Source organism: Enterococcus sp. AMC1252, assembly GCF_058216515.1.
In genome coordinates, this window is the sequence record NZ_CM177097.1 from 201,620 (window position 1) to 226,174 (window position 24,555).

Consider the following 24,555-nt stretch of genomic DNA (forward strand, 5'->3'; position numbering starts at 1 on the left):
TTGAGTACTTTTTAGGAGATGAGAAGATTGTGTTTATAGGGATCATATATTTTATTGTCATTATTTTAGCGAATACAGTTGGTGCGATTTCAGGTATGGGCGGTGGTGTAATCATAAAACCTGTACTTGACACATTGCACTTTCACCCGTTAGCAGCTATTTCATTTTATTCTAGTGTAGCGGTTTTTACTATGTCGATCGTCTCTACACTGAAGCAAATGAAGAATGGGTTACAATTGCAAATTCCGATTGCTGTATTTGTCTCTTTAGGTTCAGTAGTAGGAGGTATTTTGGGAAATACAGTCTTTGAATCACTGTTACGGGTGTTTTCTGAGGAAAAATATGTTCAATTGATCCAAATCATTTTGACAATCATAACGTTACTGTTTGCTTATTTTTATACGAAAATTGGGAATGAACGTTCCTTAGATTTGTCTCTGCCAATTTGGTATATGAGTGTTGGGTTGTTTTTAGGATTTATTTCTACGTTATTAGGGATTGGTGGTGGACCGATCAATGTGGCATTATTGATGCTGTGTTTTGGGATTCCAATCAAAGAAGCCACTGTTTATTCAATCATTACGATTTTCTTCTCACAGGCGGCAAAATTATTTACGATTGCGCAATCAACCGGTTTTGATAGATTTGACCTATCGATTTTGTTTTACGTGGTTCCAGCTGCTATTGTAGGTGGATTTGTAGGAGCATTGATCAGTGGTAAAATTTCCTCTGAACGGGTGACGCAAGTGTATCAAATCGTGATTCTTCTGGTATTATTATTAAATTTATGGAATGGTGTACAATTGTTTATTTAGTGCATGTAACATCTAAAATTTGACAGAAATGTTGAGTTTTAGATGTTTTTGTTTATGATATAATAAATGTTGAAAATATAGAAAATAAAAGGAGAATAAACATGAAAAAAGTTGTTCAGGTTGGGTTATTAGTTGTGATGTGTGTTCTATTTGCTGGTTGTGCTTCAAGTACGGCTAAAGAAATCGAGGTCAATGAAGATAAGATTCCTTCGGTTTATTCAGTGCTTGGTGAGAAAAAAATTGTTGGGACGAACAATGAAATGAAAAATAAAGTTCGGACAACCACATTGACGTATAAAGCTGGAAGTATTAGTGAAACGGAACTGGGACAATATATTGATCATCTGCGAGAGAAAGAAGACTATGTTTATACGTTGGGCACCAAAGAATCATCAGACGGTATAATGATCCAGATAGGGAAAGACTCTGTATCCAGTGGCGATATTGTGTTGATTGATTTTTTATACCCTGCAATGGATGATGAGGGTGTTAAAATCATGTACCGATCAGGTCCAGGAACGCTGAAAATGAAATAATAAGACTAGGAAAAGTGTTCATTTGTTATTTCGATCAAGGAGGTCGACAAGATGGATTATCGTGTAAAAGAATTTGCAAAATTAACGACGAAAGAATTTTTAGAGATCGTTAAATTAAGGATCGCTGTGTTTGTCGTGGAGCAAGACTGTCCTTATCAAGAGATCGACGAAGCCGATGAACAGGCTTTGCATACTTGGCTCCAAGAGGGGTCGGAAATAGTAGGATACACGCGAATCATCGATAAAGGAGACACTGTGACGTTCGGTAGAGTATTAGTTAATCCAGCCTATCGTGGAAAAAAATTAGGTAATCAACTTTTAGAGGAAACATTGAAAGTTATAGAAGAGAACTACCCAAATCGACCGATCATTATCGGTGCCCAAGCTCATCTTATAGATTTTTATGGAGCGTTTGGCTTTGAAGCGATTTCTGAAGTGTATTTAGAAGATGATATTCCCCACATTCATATGAGAAGAAATTAACTAAAAAAGTTGGCACCTATCGAAAATGTGTGCCAACTTTTTTTAGTTAGATAAAGCCTAAACAATTCTAAAATTATCAGTATATAAGAGAAAAGTTAGAGGCTTCCAAAATAAAGATTTTGAAGTTATAGAAACTCCAATCCAAAAAACGCTATGCCATTTTAGGCATAGCGTTTTTTTATGCTTGTTACATAGAAGAGTGTTACTTTTTGATATTCTCAGAGATATCTTTCGTAGCATCCGTTGTTTTTACAGCATTTTGTGCCGCTAAAAGATCACGGATTTGTTCTAATAGGTGATCCGTTGTAGGCGCAACAACTTCTTCTTCCACTTCTTGCGGTTTTTTCTTCATCTTATTGACAGCTTTTACAATTAGGAATAAAACAAAGGCAGTAATTAAAAATGTAATAAGAGCACTGATTACATCGCCAATATTAAATGCCACACCTTTTACATGAAAAACGAGTGCGCCTAAAGCATCATCCGCACTTTTTTCCCCAGTAGTCAATACGAATACTAGACTAACTAATGGTGTGATCAACCCATTGACGATTTGTGTAACGATAGCAGTAAAAGCAGAACCAATAACGACCCCAACGGCTAAATCAAGAACATTTCCACGCATAATAAATTCTTTAAATTCTTTAATCATAAGTATAACCTTCCTTTCTGAAATACAGTATACAGAAAAAAATAAAAAATTTGAAATGAAAGACTCTTACATCAAGGAAAGACAGTCCAGCTGTGCTATAATTAAATGGATGTAGAAAAATCTTAAAAAAACATTTAGAAACAGCCAGATGATTGTATTTCAGACTGGGCTTTATTATGATGAAAAACAAAGAGGAGCTGACAAGATGCCGATCACATTAGCACAAGGGGTCAACTTACATGTTGTGCCAACAGAAAAATATAAGACAGTGCGTATTTTGGTACGTTTTAATACACGTTTGAATAGAGAAACGATCACAAAACGGACACTTTTATCCAGTTTAATGGAAACGAATAGCTTAAACTATCCAGACCAAGTGAAATTAAGTGAAAAACTGGCAGAATTATATGGTGCTAGTTTTGGAATCAATGTGAATAAAAAAGGCAATTTACATTGGTTGAATCTTTCTATGAATTTAGTGAATGATAAGTATTTAGAAAATAGTCATGTTTTAGCAGATGCTGCTGATTTTGTGAAGGAAATTTTGTTTTATCCAAATATTATCAATGGAAAATTTGAAGCTGAAACTTTTCAACGTGAAAAAGAAAATTTAAAAGCATACTATGAAAGTATTTCAGAAGATAAACAAGTTTATTCTTCTTTGGCTTTACAAAATCTCTACTTTGGTCAATCCGAAGATCAAAACATACCAAGCTTTGGGACTGTTGTTGATTTAGAAAAAGAGACAGCTGAAAGTATTGCGGCGTACCATCAACAAATGTTACGAGAAGACCAAGTCGATATTTTTGTCCTTGGGGATGTGGATGAGGCTGAAGTCACATCGCTGTTTAGTAAATTACCGTTTGAAGATCGTGTGTCTGGAATTGCAGATATCTTTTATACACAACCGTCTAGAAATGTGATTGAAGAACGTTCTGAACAAGAAACATTGGCACAGTCAAAATTGAATTTAGGTTACCATACAGATGTCTATTATGGTGATGAAAACTATTTTGCATTGCAGATTTTTAATGGTGTATTTGGTGGATTCCCGCATTCTAAACTATTTATGAATGTTCGGGAGAAAGAAAATTTAGCCTATTATGCCTCTAGCAGTATTGATACGTTCCGAGGGTTCCTAAGTGTTCAGACTGGAATAGATGGCAAAAATCGCAATCAAGTTTTGCGCTTGATTTCAGTAGAACTAGAAAATATTCGACAAGGAAACGTAACGGATTTAGAGATCGAACAAACTAAAGCTATGTTAAAAAATCAATATTTACTTTCTTTAGACAATGCAGGCGCTGTTTTAGAAAATGAATATCTGAATGATTTAATTCCTCACCTTCGCTTAAAAGATGACGAGTGGATTCGTCGGATGGAAGCAGTCACACTGGCTGATGTTCAGCGAGTTGCCAAATTGGTGCAGCTACAAGCCATTTTCTTTTTGGAAGGAGAAAAAATCGATGAATAAAAAAGAATATCCGCAAATCAATGAAGTTCTCTATACAGAAGTTTTGGACAATGGCTTAACTGTTTATTTATTGCCTAAAAAAGAGTACAACAAAACCTATGGCTTGTTTACGACGAACTATGGCTCGATCGACAATGAATTTATACCAATCGGCAAAACGGACTTTGTAAAAGTACCAGATGGGATCGCTCACTTTTTAGAACATAAGATGTTTGAGAAAGAAGATGGCGATGTATTCCAACAATTCGGTCGCCAAGGCGCTTCCGCTAATGCATTTACAAGTTTTACCAAAACCAGTTACTTGTTCTCAACCACAGATCAAGTAGAGAAGAACTTGGAAACTTTATTGAATTTTGTTCAAGAACCCTATTTTACAAAAGAAACTGTTGATAAAGAAAAAGGCATTATCGGTCAAGAGATCCAAATGTATTTAGACGATTCTAACTGGCGCTTGTTTTTTGGTACATTGAGCAATCTTTATCCGAAGCACCCTCTGCATATTGATATTGCAGGAACGGTAGAAAGTATTGATGAAATTACTGCGGAAGATCTGTATACGTGTTACAACACCTTTTACCACCCAAGCAATATGACATTATTTGTAGTTGGAAAAATGGATCCAGAAGAAATGATGGCTTTTATCCGTAACAATCAGTCTGCCAAAAACTTCGCAAAAGTACCACCGATCCAACGCCATTTTCCTAAAGAAACCGCAGCAGACATTGTAAAAGAGAGCTCTATTGAAATGGCTATCAGTCGCTCCAAAGTCATTGTTGGATTGAAGGGGTTAGATGAAGTGCCTACGGATGGGAAAGAGTTACTTAAATATAAAACAACGGCAAATCTGCTGTTTCAATTATTATTTGGCAATACATCGCAAAATTACTTGAATTTATACAATGAAGGTTTACTAGATGATAGTTTTGGCTATGAATTTAATTTAGACCGTAGCTTCCACTTTGCAGATTTCGGTGGAGATAGTGATAAGCCAGAACAATTGGCTGATCGTATCGAGGAAATCCTTCTAACCGCAGATGAAAGTTCTGAAATAACTGCTAAAAACTTATCATTATTGAAGAAAAAAATGATTGGGAAGTATTTCCAATCATTAAATTCATTGGAGTATATCGCAAATCAGTTTTCACAATCCCTTTACGGAGAAACGACATTATTTGATACACCAGAAGTGATTGAAAGTGTTCAACTAACGGATATAAAAGAACTTGCACAAACATTTATCAACAAAGCTGGATTAAGCCGTTTTTATATGTATCCTAAAAAATAACAACTAGTTAGAAACGAATAGTACAGCTGTGATTTATTTTTCTGTGCTGATGATTTTTCTTAGAAACGGGAAGAATCATCAGCTATTGCAGAAGAAACGTGCTTATTCAAAGTGATAATTGTATGAATTAAAAAAAGTCCGATATTTAGTCAAAAACTTTCAAAAATGTTATCCTCATCAGTATTTTTTTATGTTATCCTTAGATATAGTTGGATGAAAAGAAGCGTCCAACTATTTAATTAGTTAATTCAAACAAATTGAGCTATTTTGACTCAAGAGCTTTACATAAAATGAACACAAACTTTATGCTAGACAATAGAGCAGTTGGATAAGGATCTATTCAGAGGTATTTTATCTTATTTACAAAAAAGCTGCACGACTGAAAAATCGCCTAATCGATTTAGGCAAGACTGATAAATTAGAGAGACTGGAGAAGATGGACGAGTGGCCAGCGTGAATATAGGAAAAAAATTAAGAGATGCACGACTGCAACAAAACATGACATTAGATGAATTGCAGCAAATAACTAAAACACAAAAACGCTATCTGATAGCAATTGAAGAAAATGATTTTGATTCCATGCCGGGAACTTTTTATGTGCGTGCGTTTATTCGTCAATACGCAAGTGCAGTTGGCTTAGACGGTAATGAACTAGTCGAGATTTATGATGGGATAGACGAGCCAGAAGACATAGAAACAGCAATTCAATATGAAACGTTAGATGAATCACGGACGCAGATGTACGATGAATATAGCCCAACTAAACGCTTTATGCGCAGTTTACCTGCTATTATTTTTTCTTTGATTGGTTTAGCGATCGCAATCGTCGTTTTTTACATTACATGGCAAGATCGTCAGGCAACACCGATGATTAAACCACCTGCTTCTGAGATCATTAGAGAAACTGATGACACATCAAGTTCTGAGTCGAGTCAAGCACCAGTATCAAGTAGTACACCTGCTTCGACTAGCTCTTCGTCAGAACCAAAAGCACCAACAGAGGTAAAATTCGATAGTGAATCAGGCGTGACAGTAAACATGAGTGCTGTTAATGTCGCATCGCCAGCCAAATTAGAATTTAGTGCAGTGACAGGACCTTGTTGGGTCGGTGTGTATATTGCAACAGCAGCTAACAATGACAATGGTTACTTTTACCAAGAGACAATTCAACCGGGGCAGCCAAAATCTGTTGAAGTACCGGCAGGAACAGCTCAAGTGGTTATCAGTTTGGGTGCATCGGAGTACATGGAATTCAAATTAGATGGTCAAAAAGCAGAGTTTAATCCGAATAATGCGGGAATTGGACCAAGAAATATCAATATGAATTTATCCTACGCACAAACGCAACAACCAAAGCAGTCACAACAGTCTCAACAACCGCAATAAGAAAAATGAATTGTTCATATGAAAGATGGGCGAGAAAAATTTGCGATGGATGACAAACCATTGTAAGGATTTTTCTCGCTCATTTATTGAGAGTGTGATCCAAATGGCTCGCTTTAGAATAAAAATGTGTCTTATTCCGTGACACCTTCTATGAGATAACGTAAAATAAGGAAGAAAAGAGAGGGGAAACAAGCATTGAACTTACCAAATAAATTAACAGTTATTAGAATATTTATGATTCCAATTTTTATCGCTATTGTCAGTATTCCTATGGATTGGGGAACGATCACCGTAGCGGGAACATCATTAGCAGTTACTCAATTAGTTGGAGCAATCATCTTTGCGGTAGCGAGTATCACCGATTGGTTAGATGGAAAAATCGCCAGAGCGCGAGGGTTAGTTACCAATTTTGGGAAATTTGCTGATCCATTAGCAGATAAAATGCTAGTAATGACTGCATTTATCGTTTTAGTAGGACAACAAAAAGTACCTACCTGGGTAGTAGCGATCATTGTTTGTAGAGAGCTAGCCGTTACTGGGTTGCGTTTGTTGTTAGTTGAAGGTGGAGAAGTGATGGCTGCTGCTTGGCCGGGGAAAGTAAAAACAGCAACACAGATGGTTGCGATTATATTATTATTTATCAATAATATTCCATTTGCAGCAATCGGTTTTCCATTAGATCAAATCATGTTATACATCTGCTTATTATTTACAATTTATTCAGGAGTCGATTATTTTGTAAAAAATGCAAGTGTTTTTAAAGGTTCAATGTAACGATTATTTAAAGTGATTCATAATGAAAAACTAGTTTTTTTACTTGATTTCAAGTAAAAGAGCTAGTTTTTTTATTTTATAAAAAATATTTTCTTAGAAAAATAAGTGCTGTAAACATTGATATATAAGCTTTTTTCATTTTTTTCGATACTTTCAAAAAATTTTGATACTACTGTTTATAAAATAATAGTTTACTTTTTTTAAAACTGTGGGTATAATCTGTGTATCGGAACTATTATTATATGAACAGTAGTATTCGAACAAAAAATTAATTGGAGGAATTTATAATGAACAAATTTGTAAAAGGTGCAGTAGTTGCTGGTTTAGCTTTATCAATCGGAGGAACAGGGTTTTTAGCAACAGCGACTCAAGCGCATGCAACCTCAGCGCAACTTGTAGATAACACTGCAAAAATCAATGCATTGATCCAAGAAAAACAAGAATTGATTAACAAGAAAAAAGTAAGCCGTGATTCACAAGAACAAAAAGCATTAGGTATCCGTATCGGCGAAATCGAACGTGAAATCCAAGCATTGAAAAAAGGCGGTTCAACAAGTGGTTCAACTGGAAATACAACAACACCAGTAGCACCAGGTGAAGATACAGCATCAAAAATCAATGCGTTGATCCAAGAAAAACAAGAATTAATCAACAAGAAAAAAGTTAGTACAAACTGGCAAGAGCAAAAAGCATTAGGTATCCGTATCGGTGAAATCGAACGTGAAATCCAAGCATTGAAAAATGGCGCAACAAGTGGTTCAACAGGGAGTACAACAACACCAGCAACACCAGGTGAAGATACAGCATCAAAAATCAATGCATTGATCCAAGAAAAACAAGAAGTAATCAACAAGAAAAAAGTAAGCCGTGATCCACAAGAACAAAAAGCATTAGGTATCCGTATCGGCGAAATTGAACGTGAGATCCAAGCGTTGAAAAATGGTACAACAGGTGGTTCGACTGGAAATACAACTGCTCCATCTACACCAGTTGAAGACAATACAGCTAAAATCAATGCATTGATCCAAGAAAAACAAGAATTGATCAACAAGAAAAAAGTATCACGTGATAAAAATGAACAAAAAGCATTAGGTAAACAAATCGATCAAATCGAAAAAGAAATCAAACAACTAAAGAAAAATAAATAATTCCCTGATAACTAATAACTAATAATTAATAACTAATTCTTAACTTTCTTACCCAAATTTGTGTGAAACTTATAAAAGTATATTCTTTGCCAAGTCATGTTGGTAAAGAAAAATAAAACATAGTGAAGGAGAGATCCTTCGCTATTTTTATTTGAATTAGTAAAAAACAGTCATTCAATGAGGAGACTCATTGAGTGACTGTTCTTTTTTTTCTAACCATATTAAATCCAAGGGCCGACGACCACTGTATAGACACTTAAAACGATTCCTGCAAGAATAAACAGGATACCTAAAGCAAATATAGGGCTGAAATTTTTAGAGCTACTAGTTTCAGTAGGTTCTTTTCTAAATAGTTTTGCTAGAGACATAAATAAGAGACCTAGAATAATCAGCAAGCCATTAACAAAAAAGGTAGATAAGCCGTTTTTGTTCTTTACCTTTTGCAAAAGAGTTGAATGTTGCAATGCTTTTAATTTCTTAGCATATTTAAAGTTGGAACTAGGTGCCTTGATTGTTGGGGATACGGAGGTCAGTCCATTATCAACGGTTAAATTATCAGCAGATAATTTAAAAACGGGTTCAGTATTTCGTTGAAGCACGCCATAAAAATCTTGTTCTAAAATAATTTCTTCTTGGTTAACCGTGTTGTTTCCCTTAGAAAGAAGTTTTTTATATTCATAAGTAGTAAACGCTCGATCAAAAATTGCATTACCAAAAGCATGACGCTGTAATTCTCCTTCTTGATCCTCCCAGTCACCAACGCCTAAGACAATTTCAATCAAACGAGTGTTTTCTCGCTTAGCCGTTGCTGCGTAATTAAAACCGCCAGTTGGGCTTGATCCTGTTTTTAAGCCGTCCGCACCTTCATAACCGTAAGCGAGACCTGGTAATGAATAATTATGGTTTTCTAAAACTTCAGCATAAGGCGTATTTTCCATGATCGTGATTTGAATTGGACTTGTAAAAGTCACTGTATCTGGATAATTGTTTAATAAATAATAAGATAAAATAGCTAAATCTCGAGCAGTAGTCACGTTATCTGCATTTTGGTCGATTCCTTCAGGTTTGTAATAACCGTTGAAAGCTCCTGTTTCGGCACCACTGCAATTATAAAATGTTGAATTAGTCATACCAAGTTCTTTTGCTTTATCGTTCATCATATGGATAAATTTTGCTTCATCATTTGCGGTCACTAGATTGGCCAACATCACCGTTGCGACATTTGATGATTGAACAAGTGTTGCATACAGCAAATCTCGAACAGGGTAATCTACACCAGAAACGATCGAATTATTACTTAATTCATAAATCTGTGAAATAGCTTGATCATTATCTGTTGCTTTAACTGTCGTATCTAAAGTGAATTTTCCTTGTTCCATTGCCTCGAAAACAAGATAGACAGACATCAGTTTAGCGATACTTGCAGGATTCCATTTTAAATCAGGATTGTCTTCCCAAAGGACTTGACCAGTTTGGGCTTCGATAACGATCGATGCTTTAGGCTTATAAAACTCATTTGTTTGATAGCCTGCATTTTGTGTGATTGTTAGGATATCTTCTTCGGCATAGGCATTTGAGGCTGTGAATAGGCCAGAAAAATAGCCTAAAAACAATATTAGCGAGCATATTTTCAGTAAAACGTTTCTTTTCTTCATATAAACATCCTTTGTAATTAATCAGGTTCTTCTAATAAAGTAGGAATATTTTTAAAAGCTTCTCTGTTAGAGTAATGAATCATTTCTTCATCGACTTCTTCCCAACGAGGTCCGAAAACGTGATCTAATCTTCCTTGTTCATCGAAAGTGAGAATCAGTTTTTCTTCATTTTCTTGATTTTGGTCGGAGACAATAAATTTTATTTTAGGTTGCTGTACAAGGTAGAGAAATCCCTTTTGTAAGTTTTCAGAAATGGGTTCATTTACGTTGTTCTCTAAAACGATTTTCATATTTTCTGAAAGGTAGTCAGTGTATTCTAACAGATTTTGTTGTTTGTTGTCAGAAAATAGGAATTTTTTTAGAAAAGTGTTTGTAGAACTTTCTGGATTAATCTCTATCTCGTTCAGTAATTGTTGAAATTTGATATCTGAAAGTAGATGCCATTGGTTTCCATAGACGTTTGCAAGGGTAAATTGAAACTCGCCTGATTCCAGAATGCACAACAGCTCTTCTCCATAATAGACTGCCGTTTTTTTACTTTTAGGGTCACTTACTGTATTTGATTTAAACTTGAAACCAGAACTATTACTATATTTATGTGTATTTTGTTCTACGTAATATGTTAATAGTTTTTTTAATTGGATGTCATAGACATTTTTATCGATAAATAATTGTTTACCCTTAGGATCATTAGAAGCATAAAAGTAATGAACAAAACGTTCTTCTAAAGTATCACCATAAAGCTCAAGTTCGGGCTCTTCATTTGATTCGTCTTCTTTTGTTCTTTGCTGGTTTGACTGTTGTGCTTTATAGGCTGCGATAAGCTCTGCTGGCGTTCGACCAGTTCTTCTAGGAGTCTGAGGGATAGAGGGCATTTTGAGCATAAGTAACAGAACGATCAAGCTGCAAAACAAAATTATAAAGCCTTGTTTAAATGATACTGCCATTTCTGTTTTAGGTTCTAAGACTCTTCGAACTTCTTTTTCAATCGACCGATACTCTTTTTTTTGATCTTTAGATAAATAAGGGAAGATTATTTTAAATTGTTTTTGTAAGGCGATTTTTCTAGAAATATTCAGTTGTTTCCAAAGATTGAAGGCAGAGACAAACTGATTCTTTTTAAAGAAAATACAACCGAGAATAAGAAGAAATAATTCTTCTGGTATGGTCAACTGTTCTTTATTCCAATTAAAAATTGTATCATCTGTTTGCGTTTCAATCAGTAACATGAAATATCTATTTAAAAAATGAGTTGTTGAGGTGTTATTCATTGTCTTTGTTTGATTCAGCAAGGATTTATACTGCTTTTTCTCGTCTTCATTTTCTAACAAGCCATTCGTTTTATCCAACAAATCAAGTAGTTGTAGATTCCAAAGCTCACTATCCTCAGAAAAAATTTCAGCACATTCTCTAATTTTCTCTTCAACATTCGTTATATAGCTCTGTTTATTACTAATTATCTGATAGATCTCATAGCGTAAGTGAAAATACTTTCTTCTCAAATTTCTAGGAATGTTTTCTGCTATTTTGAACGAGAAGGGCGGAACGTTATAGATAACTTTTTTCAACTCAAGAAAGTTGGCTGAAACAAAGCGTTCTTGACCGATATGATTTGTTAGTTCCGTTAAGTTGAATGTCTGAAATAAAAAATGAATGATTTCTTTAGCCAAGCATGGATAATTCTCCACTAAAAATAATTGAATCATATAGGTGTTTTGCATGTATTCATCAATAGACCAACTGTTGATCGATGCTACCAATTCTTTCCAGATAGATAATTTTTCAAAGTAATCTTCATCATCAACTATTTGTTGTAGCTGGTTAGAAAAGGCGTCTAGCGACTGGAAAGCTGTGAGAGCCTGATGTTCATGATGTTGGGAATAATCATTAGTATCTTGGGCAAGTCCTTCAACCATTTCAGTCGATACATCGATCGAAGTAAAAATATCATCTTCTATTAAACTACCGTTTTTTGATAAAGTCAACGCTAAATCAAATGCTGTTTTTAAGTGCTGAAACTCTTCTGTCTGTTCGTCAGGAATTATTGTTTTCAACTTTGCAGCATAGGCCCGCTTGATTGTTTTTTTATCAGAAGTCGGAGCAATCTCCAAGATCTCCCAAGGATTCATAACCATAACCCTTTTTCAAGTTCCTCTAGTTGTTGTGTTAATTCAGCAGCTGTCCGCTTTGTTAAAATTTCTTCCTGTTTTTCCAATACGCTTCTAAAATGAAACAGTAGTGCTTGGACTTGTTCACGCTGTAAACCAGTTGTTTCCGCATACAGTCTTTCTAAACGAGCAAGTAGTAAACGATTTTCAGCACGATCTCGCGGATGGACTTTTAATGCTTCTAACTTTGCTAAACTTTCCTGCATTTGTTTTGAGCTCAATTTACCAGGAGAACTTTCAATAATCAGCTGCTTAGATCGACCACTTGTATCAGTGACAATAACTTCTAAAAGCCCGTTAGAGTCATATGTAAAGCGACAATCAATGGGCGTATTTTCAGGTCCTTTTGAAATTTTTATCTCCAATTCACCGATTTTTAAGTTATCTTTGGCCATCGGATTTTCCCCTTGATAGATAGCAAAAGTAACATGTTCTTGGTTATCTCTTAGTGTATAAAAAGTTTTCATTTTACTAACAGGAATCGTGGTATTACGTTCAATGATGGGAGAAAAAACACCGTCGATGTAACCTGTACTTGTTTGGCTAACAGAATCAACTCCTAAAGTATGCGCACATACATCCGTTAGAATCATCTCGTTGACCATAGAACGATCCTGCTTCAAAGCAGCTTGGATGCCAGCGCCATGACCGACTGCCTCATCTGGATTAATTTGTGTATAGGGTATGGTTTTTAGCAAACGAGCAAAATAGTTCCGAACAATTGGATTTTTTGTAGCACCACCAATTAAAATCACCTGATCGATTTCTTTTATGCTGATCTGACCATCATTTAAAACACGTCCGATCGGTTGCCTCATTTTCGCTAATAGAGGCTCACAAAGCTCTTTATAGCGTGTTTGCGATAATTGATAAGAATACAGATTACCTTCCCATTCAAACTCAAATGAACTGGATTCCTTTATTGTCAGTGTGTACTTTAATAACTCAGCTTTTTGATATAAAACGGATTGTGTGGTGGCAGATAAAACAGTGCCGCTCAAATTGAGAACACTTAAGCAGTCTCTAACGATCACATGAGTGAAATCTTCACCTCCTAAATGATTGTCGCCAGAAATAGCTTCTACTTGCATTACCCCATCAAACATCTCTAATAAAGAGACATCAAATGTTCCACCACCTAAATCTACAACTAAAATCGATTGATCAGCTTCTTTATGAAACCCATAAGCCATCGCAGCAGCTGTAGGCTCGCTGATGAGGTTTTGTACCGTTAATCCAGCTAGCTTAGCGGCTTCTACAGTCGCTTCTCTTTGGGTATTGTTAAAATAAGCAGGTACACTGATCACAACTTCGTTACAAGGGCGCTTCAAAAACATTTCGGCATCTTCTTTTAAGCTACGTAGCACTAAAGAGGAAAGTTCGACTGGTGTGAATGAATGTCCGCCTAAGTCATATTTTTTATCGGTTCCCATAAATCGTTTAAAAGTCGCTGCCGTCAACTGAGGGTGACTGATTAGCCGTTCTTTAGCGATTGCACCAATTAAAATATCACCATTATCATCGACACCAACAATTGATGGCGTCAGAATCTGACCAAATTGATTGTTGATCAATTGAAAAGATTCACCATCCCAAAACGAGGCTAAACTATTTGATGTTCCTAAATCAATCCCTATTATTCCCATAATATTCTCCTTTTTTCTACCAACTTCTATGTATTTCTATAAAAAGTCTAACAATTTTATTTTACGGGAAAAGCGAGTGGAAATGTATCTTTTTTAACTATTTTTAATAAAAAGTAATTTTTAGATAATTTTGGTATACTTTAAACGATGGAGGTGTTTGTAATGAGAAGTGAACAAATGGTTGCTTCAGAATGGCCGAACTTTACTGAGCGATTAGCTAAAAGTGTTCAGTTACTACCTTTTTATGATACCCATACTTTGGCAAGGCGAGTATTTAGTAAAAGAGTACGGGATAATAGCGGAACAGCACATGTCATTTATCAAGGGAAGAACCCATTCTTATTTATGATAGTTGAAGCAGGAGAAATAACGAATTTATTGATCCCTGAAACGGTTCAATTTGGCTGGTCATCGATTTTTTTGGCCATTGATCGATTTTATAAACAAACATTTCAAGCGGAAGTTATTGTTCGTTTTCCACGATCGCTTACCCTGCATTTACAAGAAGTATTTGTGAAACATGGATATTTGGTGGAAAATAATAAAACAGTAGTCAAAAAACTAACATACCATACTGGATTAATCTTAGGTGGCGGTGGTGCAAGAGGAGCTTATCAGATTGGGGTGTGGCAAGCCTTGCAAGAATTGACTGTTCCAATTAAAGTTATTACTGGCACATCCGTTGGTGCGTTGAATGGGGCACTGATTTTACAAAATGATTTTGAAGCGGCTAAAAATATGTGGGAAAAAATCGATACGCAGCAAATCCTATCTTTTCCAACAGCTGTAGCACCCAACGATACTTTGGGAGGAATGATGAGCCAGATTGGTTCTTTCACGTTAAGTGCAATCCAGTCAAACGGTGTATCTACAAAGCCGCTTCAAAAATTAATCAATGACACATTTTCACAAGAAAAAATGCAGCAGATTACTACAGATTTTTATTTGGTGACGACTGAATTGCCGAATATGCAGGAAAAAAATATTCATTTCAATGAGTGTCAGAGGAACCAATGGCAGAGTTGGTTACTTGCTTCAGCATCCTTCTTTCCTGCAATGGCAGCAACGAAAATTGCAGATAAATACTATGTTGATGGCGGTTATCGAAACAATATTCCTGTTGACATTGCGCTGCAAAAGGGTGCGACTGAATGCGTCATTGTAGATGTGAAAGGTCCAGGAATCACAAAACCAGTCAAAATCCCTACAACTGTAAGTCGCCTAACTTTACAGACGCCGTGGTCAATGGGAGCTGTTCTTTTATTTGACGGTGCTCGCTCAACAAAAAATATTCAATTAGGGTATTTGGAGACAATGAAGGCTATTAGTGGGAAATATCTTGGATACTGGTACACATTTGATGAAACGATAAATAGCTCAGAAGTGTTTCAACAATCCTTTTTTACCTATATCAATGATACTTATAAAATAAAATTATGGGATTCTATCGCGCAACAAAATAAAATCTGTAAAAAATTGCGTAAAGTTTATAAAGACAGGGTGTATACTGAAAATATTGGATTGGTTTTAGTGGAGTTATTAGCAAAGGGACAGGAAATTTCTGCTTCCAAGTTATATACGATCCAAGAAGTAGTAGAACTTCTACAACAAAGTGAAATGAAGACCGACGTTACGGGGAGTGCTGGAATGATTTCTGTTCAGGAGTGGTTGATGAGATACTATGAAGATTACTTTTTACTTTCTGATAAACAACAGTTATCATTAATGAGCAATTTACTGAATGTAGATAAAAAAGAAAAAACACAGCGTCTGGTTTTTTTATTGGACAAATTACCTGTTCAAGTATTACAAATTTTAATGAAAGAATTTATACAACGAGGAGAGGATTAATAATGGCACAAGAATTTTCATATGAAATCGTAGAAGAAATTGCGATACTATCAGATAACGGAAGAGGCTGGCGTAAAGAGTTCAATTTAGTCAGTTGGAATGGACGTCCGCCAAAGTTTGATTTGAGAGACTGGTCTGCCGACCATGAAAAAATGGGTAAGGGTATTACATTAACAAATGAAGAATTTGAAATCTTATCTAAAGCAATAAAATCAATGTAGAAAGGACACCCTGTCAATGAAAAGTATGACCGGTTTTGGAAAAGAAACATTTTTAAATGACACGTATCAAATCGATGTAGAAATCAAAAGCGTGAATCAGCGCTTTTTAGATATCCAATTACGGATGCCAAAAGAGGTCAATCCTCATGAAATGGCTATTCGCCAGTTAATGAAAGAAACATTACAACGTGGGCGAATCGAAGCGTATATTAATATCAAACAAACTGGTAGTGGTAATAAAGAAGTATTGGTACATTGGGATTTAATTCATCAATTATTGGGAGAAGTTAAGCAAGAATTAATAGCGACGTATCCCCAAGCGGAATTTGATCCTGCACAAAACATTAATCAACTGCTCAATAATTCGGATTATGTTGAAGTCACAGAAAAGCAGGAAGCAGACGAAACTTTCGGCAAGTTAGTTTTAGAATCTGTGGAAAAGGCGGTTGAACGAATCGATGCTAGTCGTCTGCAAGAGGGTCAAAAAATTCAACAAGTATTGACCACCTATAGTCAAGATTTTACTGATTTAGTGAATGCATTAACTGGTTTTGTTGCGATTTACGAAAAAGAATATCGGGAAAAATTTGAAACAAAGCTAAATGATTGGTTGGGTGGTCAAGTCGATGAAAATCGTTTGTTGACTGAGATGGCGATTCTGCTGGAAAAAGGCGACATTCACGAAGAGTTAGATCGATTAGCTATTCATGTGGATAAGCTGCAGGAATTATTAATCCAGATAGAACCAGTTGGTCGAGAGTTAGATTTTTTGATTCAAGAGATGAATCGTGAAGTTAACACGATTGGTTCTAAATCAAGCTCAATTGAAATCAAAAATATCGTTGTTCAGATGAAAACGATCCTTGAAAAAATTCGAGAGCAAATTCAAAATGTCGAATAATAGAAAATAATTTGTGCTTCTAGTATTTAAAGCTATAATTAAAGAGAAGAAAGTAAAGAGGTGGATTTTTATGTCAAACTATTATGATGTAACGTTTCATGAACTAAGCGGGAAGTCCGTAGTAAAAAGAGAAGTTATTTCGGATAAACACCCATTTGATGTCTGGGAAGACGCATGTGTTTCATTTACAAAGGATACTTTAAATATTCGTGTGAACGAAGAGGCGTTTGTGACACTGAACCGTCGTTTTGTTGTTCGTGTAGACGTTGAAGAAGTGGATGGACCTGTGGATAAAAAAATCAAACGTCATGATGAGATTATGGGTGTTGTGAATACTTTATCGAATATGGGATTTTAAGAAACACTACAGTAAAAAGGGACTGAGATATAACTCGACGAGTTATGTCTCAGTCCCTTAAAATATGAACAACCGCTTTTGCCCTATTCTCTTATATTTTTATAAAAAGAGAAGTATGCCAATCGCTGAAAGAAGTAAAAGTGTTCCGCTAATAAATAATAATCGTGTCATAGGAGTGGCCTTTTTTCGGCTGCCTCTTCTAACGCCAGCGATTCGTTTTCTAAATACTCTTGAAAAAATAAATAGTAGCAACCCTAAGGCAGCTAATAGAATGCTGATCAAGTATTTATATCCCGCTATTTTAGTTATTGAAGACTGGGGGACATTCTTTTTTTTATGTGTAGTAGAAGAGTTATTGGTAGCTTGTGACGTTACTTCTTGATAAGAAACACTTTGAGCAGGGATCTTAGGTGAAACTGGGCCATAAGTATTCGTTAAAGACAATTGCCCGTCAGCTAATTTAAAACTAGGCGGGGTATCTTTTTTTACAAAGCCGTAAAAATCTTGTTCTAGGTTGATTTCTTTTTTGTTGATTTTGTTTGGACCTTTAGGTAACAATTTTTTATATTCATAGGTAGAGAAGGCATGATCTAAAATTGCGTTACCAGCTATATGTCGTTCATATTCTCCGTCTTGATCTGACCAATCACCTACGCCTAAAACAACTTCAATCAGACGAATATTTCCTTTTTTGGCTGTGGCAATATAATTGAAACCGCCAGTTGGACTTGATCCAGTTTTTAATCCATCTACCCCCTCATACCCATATTTTGCGCCAGGTAATGAGTAATTATAGGTCTCAAAAGTTTCAGCATAAGGCGTGTTTTCCATCGTGGTAACGACAGGTTTATTAGTGAATTGTAATACATCAGGGTATTTTTTGAGTAAATTGTAGGTTAAAACCGCTAAGTCTCTCGCTGTTGACTTATTATCGCCATTAGGATCGATTCCTTCTGCTTGGTATAATCCGTCAAAAGCACTGATTTGGGCTCCACTACAATTGAAATAAGTTGTATTTGTCATACCTAACTCTGCTGCTTTTTCATTCATTTTGCGGATAAAACCAGCTTCATCATTATCAGAAACTAAATTAGCTAACATTAATGTGGCAACATTTGAAGAAGGAACAGCAACCATTGAAAACAAATCTCGAACAGGATAGTCAACACCTAAGGAAATCTTATTGTTGCTTAATGCATAGAGTTGAGAAATGTCGACATATTTTTGGGTAGCAGTGACTGTTGTATCTAAATCAAATTTACCTTGCTCCATTGCTTCAAAGGCCAAGTACATGGTCATGACTTTAGCAATACTTGCCGGGCTCCAAGATAAATCAGGTTGATCTTCCCATAGAATCTGACCTGAATCAGCATCAATTACGATCGAAGCCTTGGGCCGATAATTTTCTTTGACTGGAAAACCTGACTTTTCAGCAAAATCCATTAAATTTTCTTCTGCATAACTTTTTTGAGTAAAACTTCCGAGTAAGACAAAAGCAATCAGTAAAAAGCAACTAGTCGTTTTAAAAAGTGTTTTTTTTGTGAACATAAATTTAAATCCCTTCATTTTTAATACTTTCACTTAATTAAACAGGTTAGTTATTTTATTGTGAAAATGAGTAATAACCTCATTCTACTTGAAAAATGGGTATGTTGTACACTTTTTTTGAGAATTTCATTGTAAAGAGCCAAAAGTTTATGTTTTTAAATACAAGATTAGTTTGCTAGATGTTAGAATTAAAACAGGATCTGTCTTTTTCGAAAATATTATGTGGTAAAGTCTTGAAAATTACTGAAAAAAAGTGCATTATAGAACTAATACTTTATTAAAATATAGTTGTGTAAGCAAATATGCTTGTTCAGCTTTTAAATTGTCAGCTTTACAGGCTAGCAACTCGGCAAGAAGATAAAAAATAATTGTGACAAAGAACACCACTCTTATTTTTATGTTTTTCTGCTAAGGCTAATAAGCCTGTTCAGCTTTTTATGAAAGGAAGTCATCATGTCAGAGCGTGGATTATTAATTGTACTATCGGGTCCTTCTGGAGTTGGTAAGGGAACAGTGCGAAAAGCAATTTTTGATAGTGAAGAGAATGATTTTCAGTACTCAATTTCTATGACTACCCGTAAAATGCGGGAAGGGGAAGTAGAAGGAGTAGATTACTATTTCCGCACAAAAGAAGAATTTGAAGCAATGATTGAAGCTGGTGAAATGCTAGAGTATGCTCAGTATGTAGGGAATTATTATGGAACGCCACTTTCTTATGTTAATCAAACGCTTGATAAAGGAAAAGATGTCTTTTTAGAAATCGAAGTCCAAGGTGCCGAACAAGTCAAAGAGCAAGTGCCTGATGGAGTATTTATTTTTCTAACACCGCCAGATCTATCGGAGTTAAAATCAAGAATCGTTGGTCGTGGGACCGATGCTCATGATGTTATTGAAGAAAGAATGCGTGTGGCTCGCGAAGAAATCGAAATGATGGCATTATATGATTATGCTGTAGTGAATGACGAAGTACCGTTGGCAGTGAAACGAATCAAAGAAATTATCGCGAGTGAACATTTTCGCGTTGATCGAGTAATTGGTAAATATATTAAAATGTTGAAGGAGATGTAGCCTTATGATGCTAAAACCATCTATTGACTCATTATTGAAAGAAGTACCATCAAAATATTCACTTGTGATCCTAGCAAGCAAACGTGCTCATGAACTAGATGAAGGGGCGCAACCAACATTAGAAAGTTTTGAATCTGTGAAAAGCGTAGGTCAAGCACTAGAAGAAATCGATGCTGCAACAGTAATCAATGATCCTCGTCCAGAAGAAAAACGTGAAAGAATGCGTATGGCTAAAGAAGAGCAAAAAATGAGACATGAACAAGAGCAAAAGGAACTTGAAAATCGTATCCGCGAAGAAAAAAGTCTATAAGATAGCAGAAACTGGGATGAAACCATAAAAAGTTTTCATCTCAGTTTTTATATGTTTCAAAAATAAACCATGATTGCTTACTTAAATTTTCAGTAACAGAAATCAGAGGAACAAGACAAATGCGTGATTCTTTAGTACAATAGGCAAAGAAAAGCTGAACGAATCTGTTTAGCTCTGACAGAAAAATAGGGAAAGCTGATTGTGCCGTAGTGTGGCATTAGCAACTTTCATCTTTTTTCCGAAGAGCTGATTCGATAAGCTAGATCAAAGAAAAGCTGAACGAATCTGTTTAGCTCTGACAGAGAATCAGTATTATAATGATAGATTGGAGGAATGTTTATGAGAAAAGCGGCACAAGTCATTGTTGATGTACCAACGATGCAGACAGATCAACCGTTTACTTATTTGATTCCTTTTAACTTAGAACAACAATTAACGGTTGGAATGCGGGTAGAAGTCCCTTTTGGAAATGGGAATCGGCATCTGCAAGGGTTTGTTTTAGCAATAGAAGAAGTCTCTGACGAAGTGATAGCAGCACAAAAGTTTGAATGGAAGGAAATTCTTTCTGTTTTAGATTTAAAACCAGTGCTCAACAATGAACTACTGGAATTAGCTGACTACATGAAGGAAAAAACATTTGCCTTTAAAATCACTTGCTTACAAACAATGCTTCCTAGCGTGATGCGTGCAGATTATAGTAAATACATATACTTAACGGACGAACTAGAAGGAAATATACAAGATGAGTTATTCTATGGATTGGATGAAATATCCTGGGAAGATGCGTTGTCTCGCAATATTTTACCTCAATTGATGCAGCTTAGAAAGCAACAAAAAGTCGATATTCGTTACGAAGTGAATACCAGAAATAAAGTGAAAATGATTCGCTATATTCAAGCGCTGAAAAACTTTGAACAATTAGAAGAAGCGCGGCTTGAACTTAGAAAAGGGTCACAGAAAAAAGAACAATTGCTCAACTATTTACAGCAATTAGGTTCAGAACAAATGACCACTGTCAAAGAGATGAAAGGGTTAGGTTTTAGTACAGCCGTATTAAATGACGGAGCGAACAGGCAATGGTTGACGTTTATTGAAGCCGAAGCTTATCGCGACCCATTTGCGGATCATACATTTGAAAAAACTACAGCACTTGCTTTAAATGATGAGCAGCAAAACGCAGTAGATAAAATCCTAGGATCAATGAATCAAGATATAAGTCAAACGTATTTATTAGAAGGCATCACTGGTAGCGGAAAAACCGAAGTCTATCTTCAAGTGATTGCTGAAGTATTGAATCAAGGAAAAACCGCCATGATGTTAGTGCCGGAAATTTCATTAACGCCACAGATGGTTCATCGTTTCAAGAGTCGTTTCGGTGAGCAGGTTGCAGTCATGCATAGTGCTTTATCTCAAGGGGAAAAGTATGATGAATGGCGTAAAATCGAACGTGGTGAAGCGCAAGTCGTGGTAGGTGTACGTTCTGCTATCTTTGCTCCTTTAGAAAATCTTGGTGTTGTGATTATTGATGAAGAACACGAAGCCAGTTACAAGCAAGAAGAAACACCGCGTTATCATGCGCGTGATTTAGCGATTTGGCGTGGTGAATACCATCATTGTCCAGTTGTTTTGGGAAGTGCTACGCCCTCATTGGAAACACGGGCACGAGCTCAGAAAAATGTGTATGAACGATTAGTATTATCCCGAAGGGCCAATCAAACTGCCACATTACCGACAATCGATATTGTGGATATGCGTGAAGAAATTCAAAATAAAAATACCTCATCCTTTTCTTTAGCCCTTCAAGAAAAAATCCAAGACCGCTTAGCTAAAAAGGAACAAAGTGTGTTACTACTAAATCGTCGAGGCTATTCTTCGTTTGTGATGTGTCGAGATTGTGGCTATGTCCTACCTTGTCCAAACTGTGATATTTCATTGACGCTACACATGGATACGAAAACGATGAAATGTCATTATTGTGGTCATGAAGAACGAATACCGTACCATTGTCCGAATTGCGGTGGAGATAAAATTCGTTATTACGGAACAGGAACTCAAAAAGTAGAAGAAGAACTCAAAGCTCTTTTTCCTGAAAGTCGTATTCTACGAATGGACGTGGATACAACAAGACGAAAAGGTGCCCACGAGAAAATTTTAACAGCATTCGGCAATCACGAAGCGGATATTTTATTAGGAACTCAAATGATTGCTAAGGGACTAGATTTTCCTGACGTGACGTTGGTAGGAGTACTAAATGCTGATACTGCATTGAATCTTCCAGATTTTCGCTCAAGTGAACGAACATTTCAATTATTGACTCAAGTCAGTGGTCGAGCAGGTCGAGCAGAAAAGCCTGGAGAGGTGATTATTCAATCTTTTAATCCTGAACATTATGCAATTCAGCTAGCTAAAGCGCAAGACTACGAAGATTTTTATCAAAAAGAAATGTACGTCCGCCATCGGGGCGATTATCCGCCGTTTTACTTTACGGTGCAAATCACCGCGAGTCATCCAGAAGAAAATCAAGCGGCTAAGCAGATGTTTGAAATAGTCAAAGAACTAAATGAAGGATTATCTGATCAAGCGATCTTGTTAGGGCCAACCCCTAATGCTATCATGCGCGTCAATAATCGTTACTTTTATCAAGTAATCATTAAATATAAACACGAACCAAATTTACAAAATATCTTGAAAAAAATATTGACTGATACCCAAAGAGCAACTGCACACGGTTTGAAATTGTCGATTGATGCTGAGCCAATGAATTTTATATGAGCTCTTAGATATGTCAAACATCACAGTGAGTCAGCAGATTGATGATATTTGACCAAAAGAAAGGAAACTTTATGCGCTACCCTATAGTGATACACCCCAATGAACGTCTGAAACAAAAAGCAAAACCCGTAACAATGATCACAGATGAAACAATTACCCTTTTAGAAGATATGTATGAAACGATGGTTGCCCATGATGGAATCGGTCTAGCAGCGCCTCAGATTGGCAAAAACCTTCAACTTGCAGTGATCGAAGTAGATGAAGAAACAGGCTTGTTTGAATTGATCAATCCTGAAATCATTGAAAAGAAAGGCACAGATATCGATGTGGAAGGCTGTTTAAGCATACCAGAAACGTATGGAACAGTTGAACGAGCGGATGAAGTGACCGTTCGTTATTTTGATCGTGAAGGAGACGAGATCGAAGTGACTGCTTATGGGTATCTTGCCAGAGCTTTTCAACATGAAATCGACCATTTAAATGGTGAATTGTTCATTGATAAAATCATCGATCCAATCAAACCAGAAGATTTAGATGCATATATGGAGGAACATTTAGATGACTAAACTAATTTTTATGGGAACACCCGCTTTTTCAGTACCTATTTTAGAAGGATTAATCGAAAATGGCTATGAAATCCAAGCTGTAGTCACTCAACCAGATCGCCCAGTAGGACGAAAAAAAGTAATTACGCCAACTCCTGTGAAAGAAGCTGCGGTCAAGCACGGCTTACTTGTTTTGCAGCCAGAAAAAATCTCAGGCTCACCTGAAATGGAAAGAATCATCGAATTTGCGCCAGATCTTATTGTAACAGCTGCTTTTGGCCAGTTTTTACCAGAAAAAATCTTAAATGCACCGAAATTTGGGGCAATCAATGTGCATGCTTCACTATTGCCGAAATATCGCGGCGGAGCGCCGGTTCATTACTCGCTCATCGAAGGAGAAAAAGAAACAGGCGTCACAATCATGGAAATGGTGAAGAAAATGGATGCTGGAGATATTCTTTCTCAAAAAGCGATTCCAATCACTAAATCTGATGATGTAGGGACGATGTTTGATCGCCTGAGTGTAGTTGGAAAAGAGTTATTGTTAGAAACATTACCTAAAATTTTAGCTAATGAAATCACGCCAATTTCTCAAGATGAAGAGCATGTAACATTTTCTCCGAATATTACGAGAGAACAAGAACGAATTAATTGGCATAAAACAGCAGAACAAGTCGACAATCAAGTACGTGGTATGCGTCCATGGCCGACAGCATTCACGACATATAATGATGTTAATTGGAAGTTATGGGAAGTTACACCTTTAGAAGAAACAACAAAGGCTGCTCCAGGGACAATCATAAAACGCAGTAAAAAAGAATTATGGATCGCTTGTGGAGAAGGAACTGTTCTTTCTATAAATACGATTCAGCCATCGGGCAAAGGAAAATTATTCATCCAAGATTTCTTAAATGGAGTCGGTAAAGCAGTTGCAGAATCAGATAAGGTGGGCTAATCAA

At 36.1% G+C, this 24,555-nt stretch carries 22 protein-coding genes; 17 read left to right on the top strand and 5 right to left on the bottom strand.

What is annotated here, in order from left to right:
- The first annotated feature begins 29 nt into the window (after positions 1-29).
- The 3 genes from AC4BB5_RS00910 (at position 30) to AC4BB5_RS00920 (ending at position 1,834) form a co-directional block, all read left to right on the top strand.
- Positions 30-815, top strand: a complete 786-nt coding sequence (locus AC4BB5_RS00910; protein WP_490457585.1) for a sulfite exporter TauE/SafE family protein — start codon at positions 30-32, stop codon at positions 813-815.
- 101 nt (positions 816-916) lie between these two features.
- Positions 917-1,351 carry a hypothetical protein gene (locus AC4BB5_RS00915; protein ID WP_490457586.1) on the top strand — a complete coding sequence of 145 codons (435 nt, stop codon included), beginning with the start codon at positions 917-919 and terminating at the stop codon, positions 1,349-1,351.
- Positions 1,352-1,402: 51 nt separating this feature from the next.
- On the top strand, positions 1,403-1,834 hold the full coding sequence (locus tag AC4BB5_RS00920) for a GNAT family N-acetyltransferase (RefSeq protein WP_490457587.1): 432 nt from the start codon (positions 1,403-1,405) through the stop codon (positions 1,832-1,834).
- A gap of 202 nt (positions 1,835-2,036) precedes the next feature.
- Here the strand turns inward: AC4BB5_RS00920 and mscL are convergent, their stop codons facing one another.
- Entirely contained in the window at positions 2,037-2,486 is a 450-nt protein-coding gene (mscL, locus tag AC4BB5_RS00925) for a large conductance mechanosensitive channel protein MscL (protein WP_490457588.1), read from the bottom strand.
- A gap of 205 nt (positions 2,487-2,691) precedes the next feature.
- On the opposite strand from mscL, the gene yfmF reads away from it, so the two are divergent.
- From yfmF to AC4BB5_RS00950, 5 genes are all read left to right on the top strand, one after another.
- The gene (gene yfmF, locus AC4BB5_RS00930; RefSeq protein ID WP_490457589.1) at positions 2,692-3,960 is read left to right on the top strand and encodes an EF-P 5-aminopentanol modification-associated protein YfmF; all 1,269 of its coding nucleotides are present in this window, start codon (positions 2,692-2,694) and stop codon (positions 3,958-3,960) included.
- Positions 3,953-5,245 (top strand): EF-P 5-aminopentanol modification-associated protein YfmH, encoded by a 1,293-nt coding sequence (gene yfmH / locus AC4BB5_RS00935; RefSeq protein ID WP_490457590.1) that lies wholly within the window; start codon positions 3,953-3,955, stop codon positions 5,243-5,245. The genes yfmF and yfmH overlap by 8 nt, the downstream gene beginning before the upstream one ends.
- A 453-nt stretch (positions 5,246-5,698) precedes the next feature.
- On the top strand, positions 5,699-6,631 hold the full coding sequence (locus tag AC4BB5_RS00940; protein WP_490457591.1) for a helix-turn-helix domain-containing protein: 933 nt from the start codon (positions 5,699-5,701) through the stop codon (positions 6,629-6,631).
- A 195-nt stretch (positions 6,632-6,826) separates the two neighbouring features.
- A complete protein-coding gene (gene pgsA / locus AC4BB5_RS00945; RefSeq protein ID WP_490457592.1) occupies positions 6,827-7,405 on the top strand; it encodes a CDP-diacylglycerol--glycerol-3-phosphate 3-phosphatidyltransferase in 579 nt (192 codons plus the stop codon).
- A 287-nt stretch (positions 7,406-7,692) separates the two neighbouring features.
- Positions 7,693-8,553: a hypothetical protein gene (locus AC4BB5_RS00950; protein ID WP_490457593.1), complete on the top strand. Its 861-nt coding sequence runs from the start codon at positions 7,693-7,695 to the stop codon at positions 8,551-8,553.
- A gap of 221 nt (positions 8,554-8,774) precedes the next feature.
- Here AC4BB5_RS00950 and AC4BB5_RS00955 read toward each other — a convergent pair whose 3' ends face one another.
- The 3 genes from AC4BB5_RS00955 to AC4BB5_RS00965 are packed head-to-tail and all read right to left on the bottom strand — an operon-like array spanning position 8,775 to position 14,022.
- The gene (locus AC4BB5_RS00955; RefSeq protein WP_490457594.1) at positions 8,775-10,208 is read right to left on the bottom strand and encodes a DUF1958 domain-containing protein; all 1,434 of its coding nucleotides are present in this window, start codon (positions 10,206-10,208) and stop codon (positions 8,775-8,777) included.
- Between the two features lie 17 nt (positions 10,209-10,225).
- Positions 10,226-12,337 (bottom strand): hypothetical protein, encoded by a 2,112-nt coding sequence (locus AC4BB5_RS00960; RefSeq protein WP_490457595.1) that lies wholly within the window; start codon positions 12,335-12,337, stop codon positions 10,226-10,228.
- On the bottom strand, positions 12,334-14,022 hold the full coding sequence (locus AC4BB5_RS00965) for an Hsp70 family protein (protein ID WP_490457596.1): 1,689 nt from the start codon (positions 14,020-14,022) through the stop codon (positions 12,334-12,336). The genes AC4BB5_RS00960 and AC4BB5_RS00965 overlap by 4 nt, the downstream gene beginning before the upstream one ends.
- 162 nt (positions 14,023-14,184) lie before the next feature.
- On the opposite strand from AC4BB5_RS00965, the gene AC4BB5_RS00970 reads away from it, so the two are divergent.
- The 4 genes from AC4BB5_RS00970 (at position 14,185) to AC4BB5_RS00985 (ending at position 17,353) form a co-directional block, all read left to right on the top strand.
- Positions 14,185-15,873 carry a patatin-like phospholipase family protein gene (locus AC4BB5_RS00970; protein WP_490457597.1) on the top strand — a complete coding sequence of 563 codons (1,689 nt, stop codon included), beginning with the start codon at positions 14,185-14,187 and terminating at the stop codon, positions 15,871-15,873.
- Between the two features lie 2 nt (positions 15,874-15,875).
- On the top strand, positions 15,876-16,094 hold the full coding sequence (locus AC4BB5_RS00975) for a YdbC family protein (RefSeq protein WP_490457598.1): 219 nt from the start codon (positions 15,876-15,878) through the stop codon (positions 16,092-16,094).
- A 16-nt stretch (positions 16,095-16,110) separates the two neighbouring features.
- The gene (locus AC4BB5_RS00980) at positions 16,111-16,995 is read left to right on the top strand and encodes a YicC/YloC family endoribonuclease (protein ID WP_490457599.1); all 885 of its coding nucleotides are present in this window, start codon (positions 16,111-16,113) and stop codon (positions 16,993-16,995) included.
- Between the two features lie 70 nt (positions 16,996-17,065).
- Positions 17,066-17,353, top strand: a complete 288-nt coding sequence (locus AC4BB5_RS00985; protein WP_490457600.1) for a hypothetical protein — start codon at positions 17,066-17,068, stop codon at positions 17,351-17,353.
- A 99-nt stretch (positions 17,354-17,452) separates the two neighbouring features.
- Here AC4BB5_RS00985 and AC4BB5_RS00990 read toward each other — a convergent pair whose 3' ends face one another.
- Positions 17,453-18,901, bottom strand: a complete 1,449-nt coding sequence (locus AC4BB5_RS00990) for a DUF1958 domain-containing protein (RefSeq protein WP_490457601.1) — start codon at positions 18,899-18,901, stop codon at positions 17,453-17,455.
- 453 nt (positions 18,902-19,354) lie between these two features.
- Between AC4BB5_RS00990 and gmk the strand changes: the two genes are divergently transcribed.
- From gmk to fmt, 5 genes are all read left to right on the top strand, one after another.
- Positions 19,355-19,969 carry a guanylate kinase gene (gene gmk / locus AC4BB5_RS00995; protein WP_490457602.1) on the top strand — a complete coding sequence of 205 codons (615 nt, stop codon included), beginning with the start codon at positions 19,355-19,357 and terminating at the stop codon, positions 19,967-19,969.
- A 4-nt stretch (positions 19,970-19,973) separates the two neighbouring features.
- Complete coding sequence (rpoZ, locus tag AC4BB5_RS01000) at positions 19,974-20,279, top strand: DNA-directed RNA polymerase subunit omega (protein ID WP_010766464.1); 306 nt, start codon at positions 19,974-19,976, stop codon at positions 20,277-20,279.
- A 339-nt stretch (positions 20,280-20,618) separates the two neighbouring features.
- Complete coding sequence (gene priA / locus AC4BB5_RS01005; RefSeq protein ID WP_490457603.1) at positions 20,619-23,051, top strand: primosomal protein N'; 2,433 nt, start codon at positions 20,619-20,621, stop codon at positions 23,049-23,051.
- Positions 23,052-23,122: 71 nt separating this feature from the next.
- Positions 23,123-23,617 (top strand): peptide deformylase, encoded by a 495-nt coding sequence (def, locus tag AC4BB5_RS01010; RefSeq protein WP_490459010.1) that lies wholly within the window; start codon positions 23,123-23,125, stop codon positions 23,615-23,617.
- On the top strand, positions 23,610-24,551 hold the full coding sequence (gene fmt / locus AC4BB5_RS01015; protein WP_490457604.1) for a methionyl-tRNA formyltransferase: 942 nt from the start codon (positions 23,610-23,612) through the stop codon (positions 24,549-24,551). Before def ends, fmt begins: the two co-directional genes overlap by 8 nt.
- Positions 24,552-24,555: the final 4 nt, after the last annotated feature.

Bases quoted from the DNA above. Each gene is read 5' to 3' on its own strand.
- AC4BB5_RS00915 (WP_490457586.1), top strand. From the start codon at position 917: ATGAAAAAAGTTGTTCAGGTTGGGTTATTAGTTGTGATGTGTGTTCTA.
- AC4BB5_RS00920 (WP_490457587.1), top strand. From the start codon at position 1,403: ATGGATTATCGTGTAAAAGAATTTGCAAAATTAACGACGAAAGAATTT.
- mscL (WP_490457588.1), bottom strand. From the start codon at position 2,486: ATGATTAAAGAATTTAAAGAATTTATTATGCGTGGAAATGTTCTTGAT.
- yfmF (WP_490457589.1), top strand. From the start codon at position 2,692: ATGCCGATCACATTAGCACAAGGGGTCAACTTACATGTTGTGCCAACA.
- yfmH (WP_490457590.1), top strand. From the start codon at position 3,953: ATGAATAAAAAAGAATATCCGCAAATCAATGAAGTTCTCTATACAGAA.
- AC4BB5_RS00950 (WP_490457593.1), top strand. From the start codon at position 7,693: ATGAACAAATTTGTAAAAGGTGCAGTAGTTGCTGGTTTAGCTTTATCA.
- AC4BB5_RS00955 (WP_490457594.1), bottom strand. From the start codon at position 10,208: ATGAAGAAAAGAAACGTTTTACTGAAAATATGCTCGCTAATATTGTTT.
- AC4BB5_RS00960 (WP_490457595.1), bottom strand. From the start codon at position 12,337: ATGAATCCTTGGGAGATCTTGGAGATTGCTCCGACTTCTGATAAAAAA.
- AC4BB5_RS00965 (WP_490457596.1), bottom strand. From the start codon at position 14,022: ATGGGAATAATAGGGATTGATTTAGGAACATCAAATAGTTTAGCCTCG.
- AC4BB5_RS00970 (WP_490457597.1), top strand. From the start codon at position 14,185: ATGAGAAGTGAACAAATGGTTGCTTCAGAATGGCCGAACTTTACTGAG.
- AC4BB5_RS00975 (WP_490457598.1), top strand. From the start codon at position 15,876: ATGGCACAAGAATTTTCATATGAAATCGTAGAAGAAATTGCGATACTA.
- AC4BB5_RS00980 (WP_490457599.1), top strand. From the start codon at position 16,111: ATGAAAAGTATGACCGGTTTTGGAAAAGAAACATTTTTAAATGACACG.
- AC4BB5_RS00985 (WP_490457600.1), top strand. From the start codon at position 17,066: ATGTCAAACTATTATGATGTAACGTTTCATGAACTAAGCGGGAAGTCC.
- AC4BB5_RS00990 (WP_490457601.1), bottom strand. From the start codon at position 18,901: ATGTTCACAAAAAAAACACTTTTTAAAACGACTAGTTGCTTTTTACTG.
- gmk (WP_490457602.1), top strand. From the start codon at position 19,355: ATGTCAGAGCGTGGATTATTAATTGTACTATCGGGTCCTTCTGGAGTT.
- rpoZ (WP_010766464.1), top strand. From the start codon at position 19,974: ATGATGCTAAAACCATCTATTGACTCATTATTGAAAGAAGTACCATCA.
- priA (WP_490457603.1), top strand. From the start codon at position 20,619: ATGAGAAAAGCGGCACAAGTCATTGTTGATGTACCAACGATGCAGACA.
- def (WP_490459010.1), top strand. From the start codon at position 23,123: ATGCGCTACCCTATAGTGATACACCCCAATGAACGTCTGAAACAAAAA.
- fmt (WP_490457604.1), top strand. From the start codon at position 23,610: ATGACTAAACTAATTTTTATGGGAACACCCGCTTTTTCAGTACCTATT.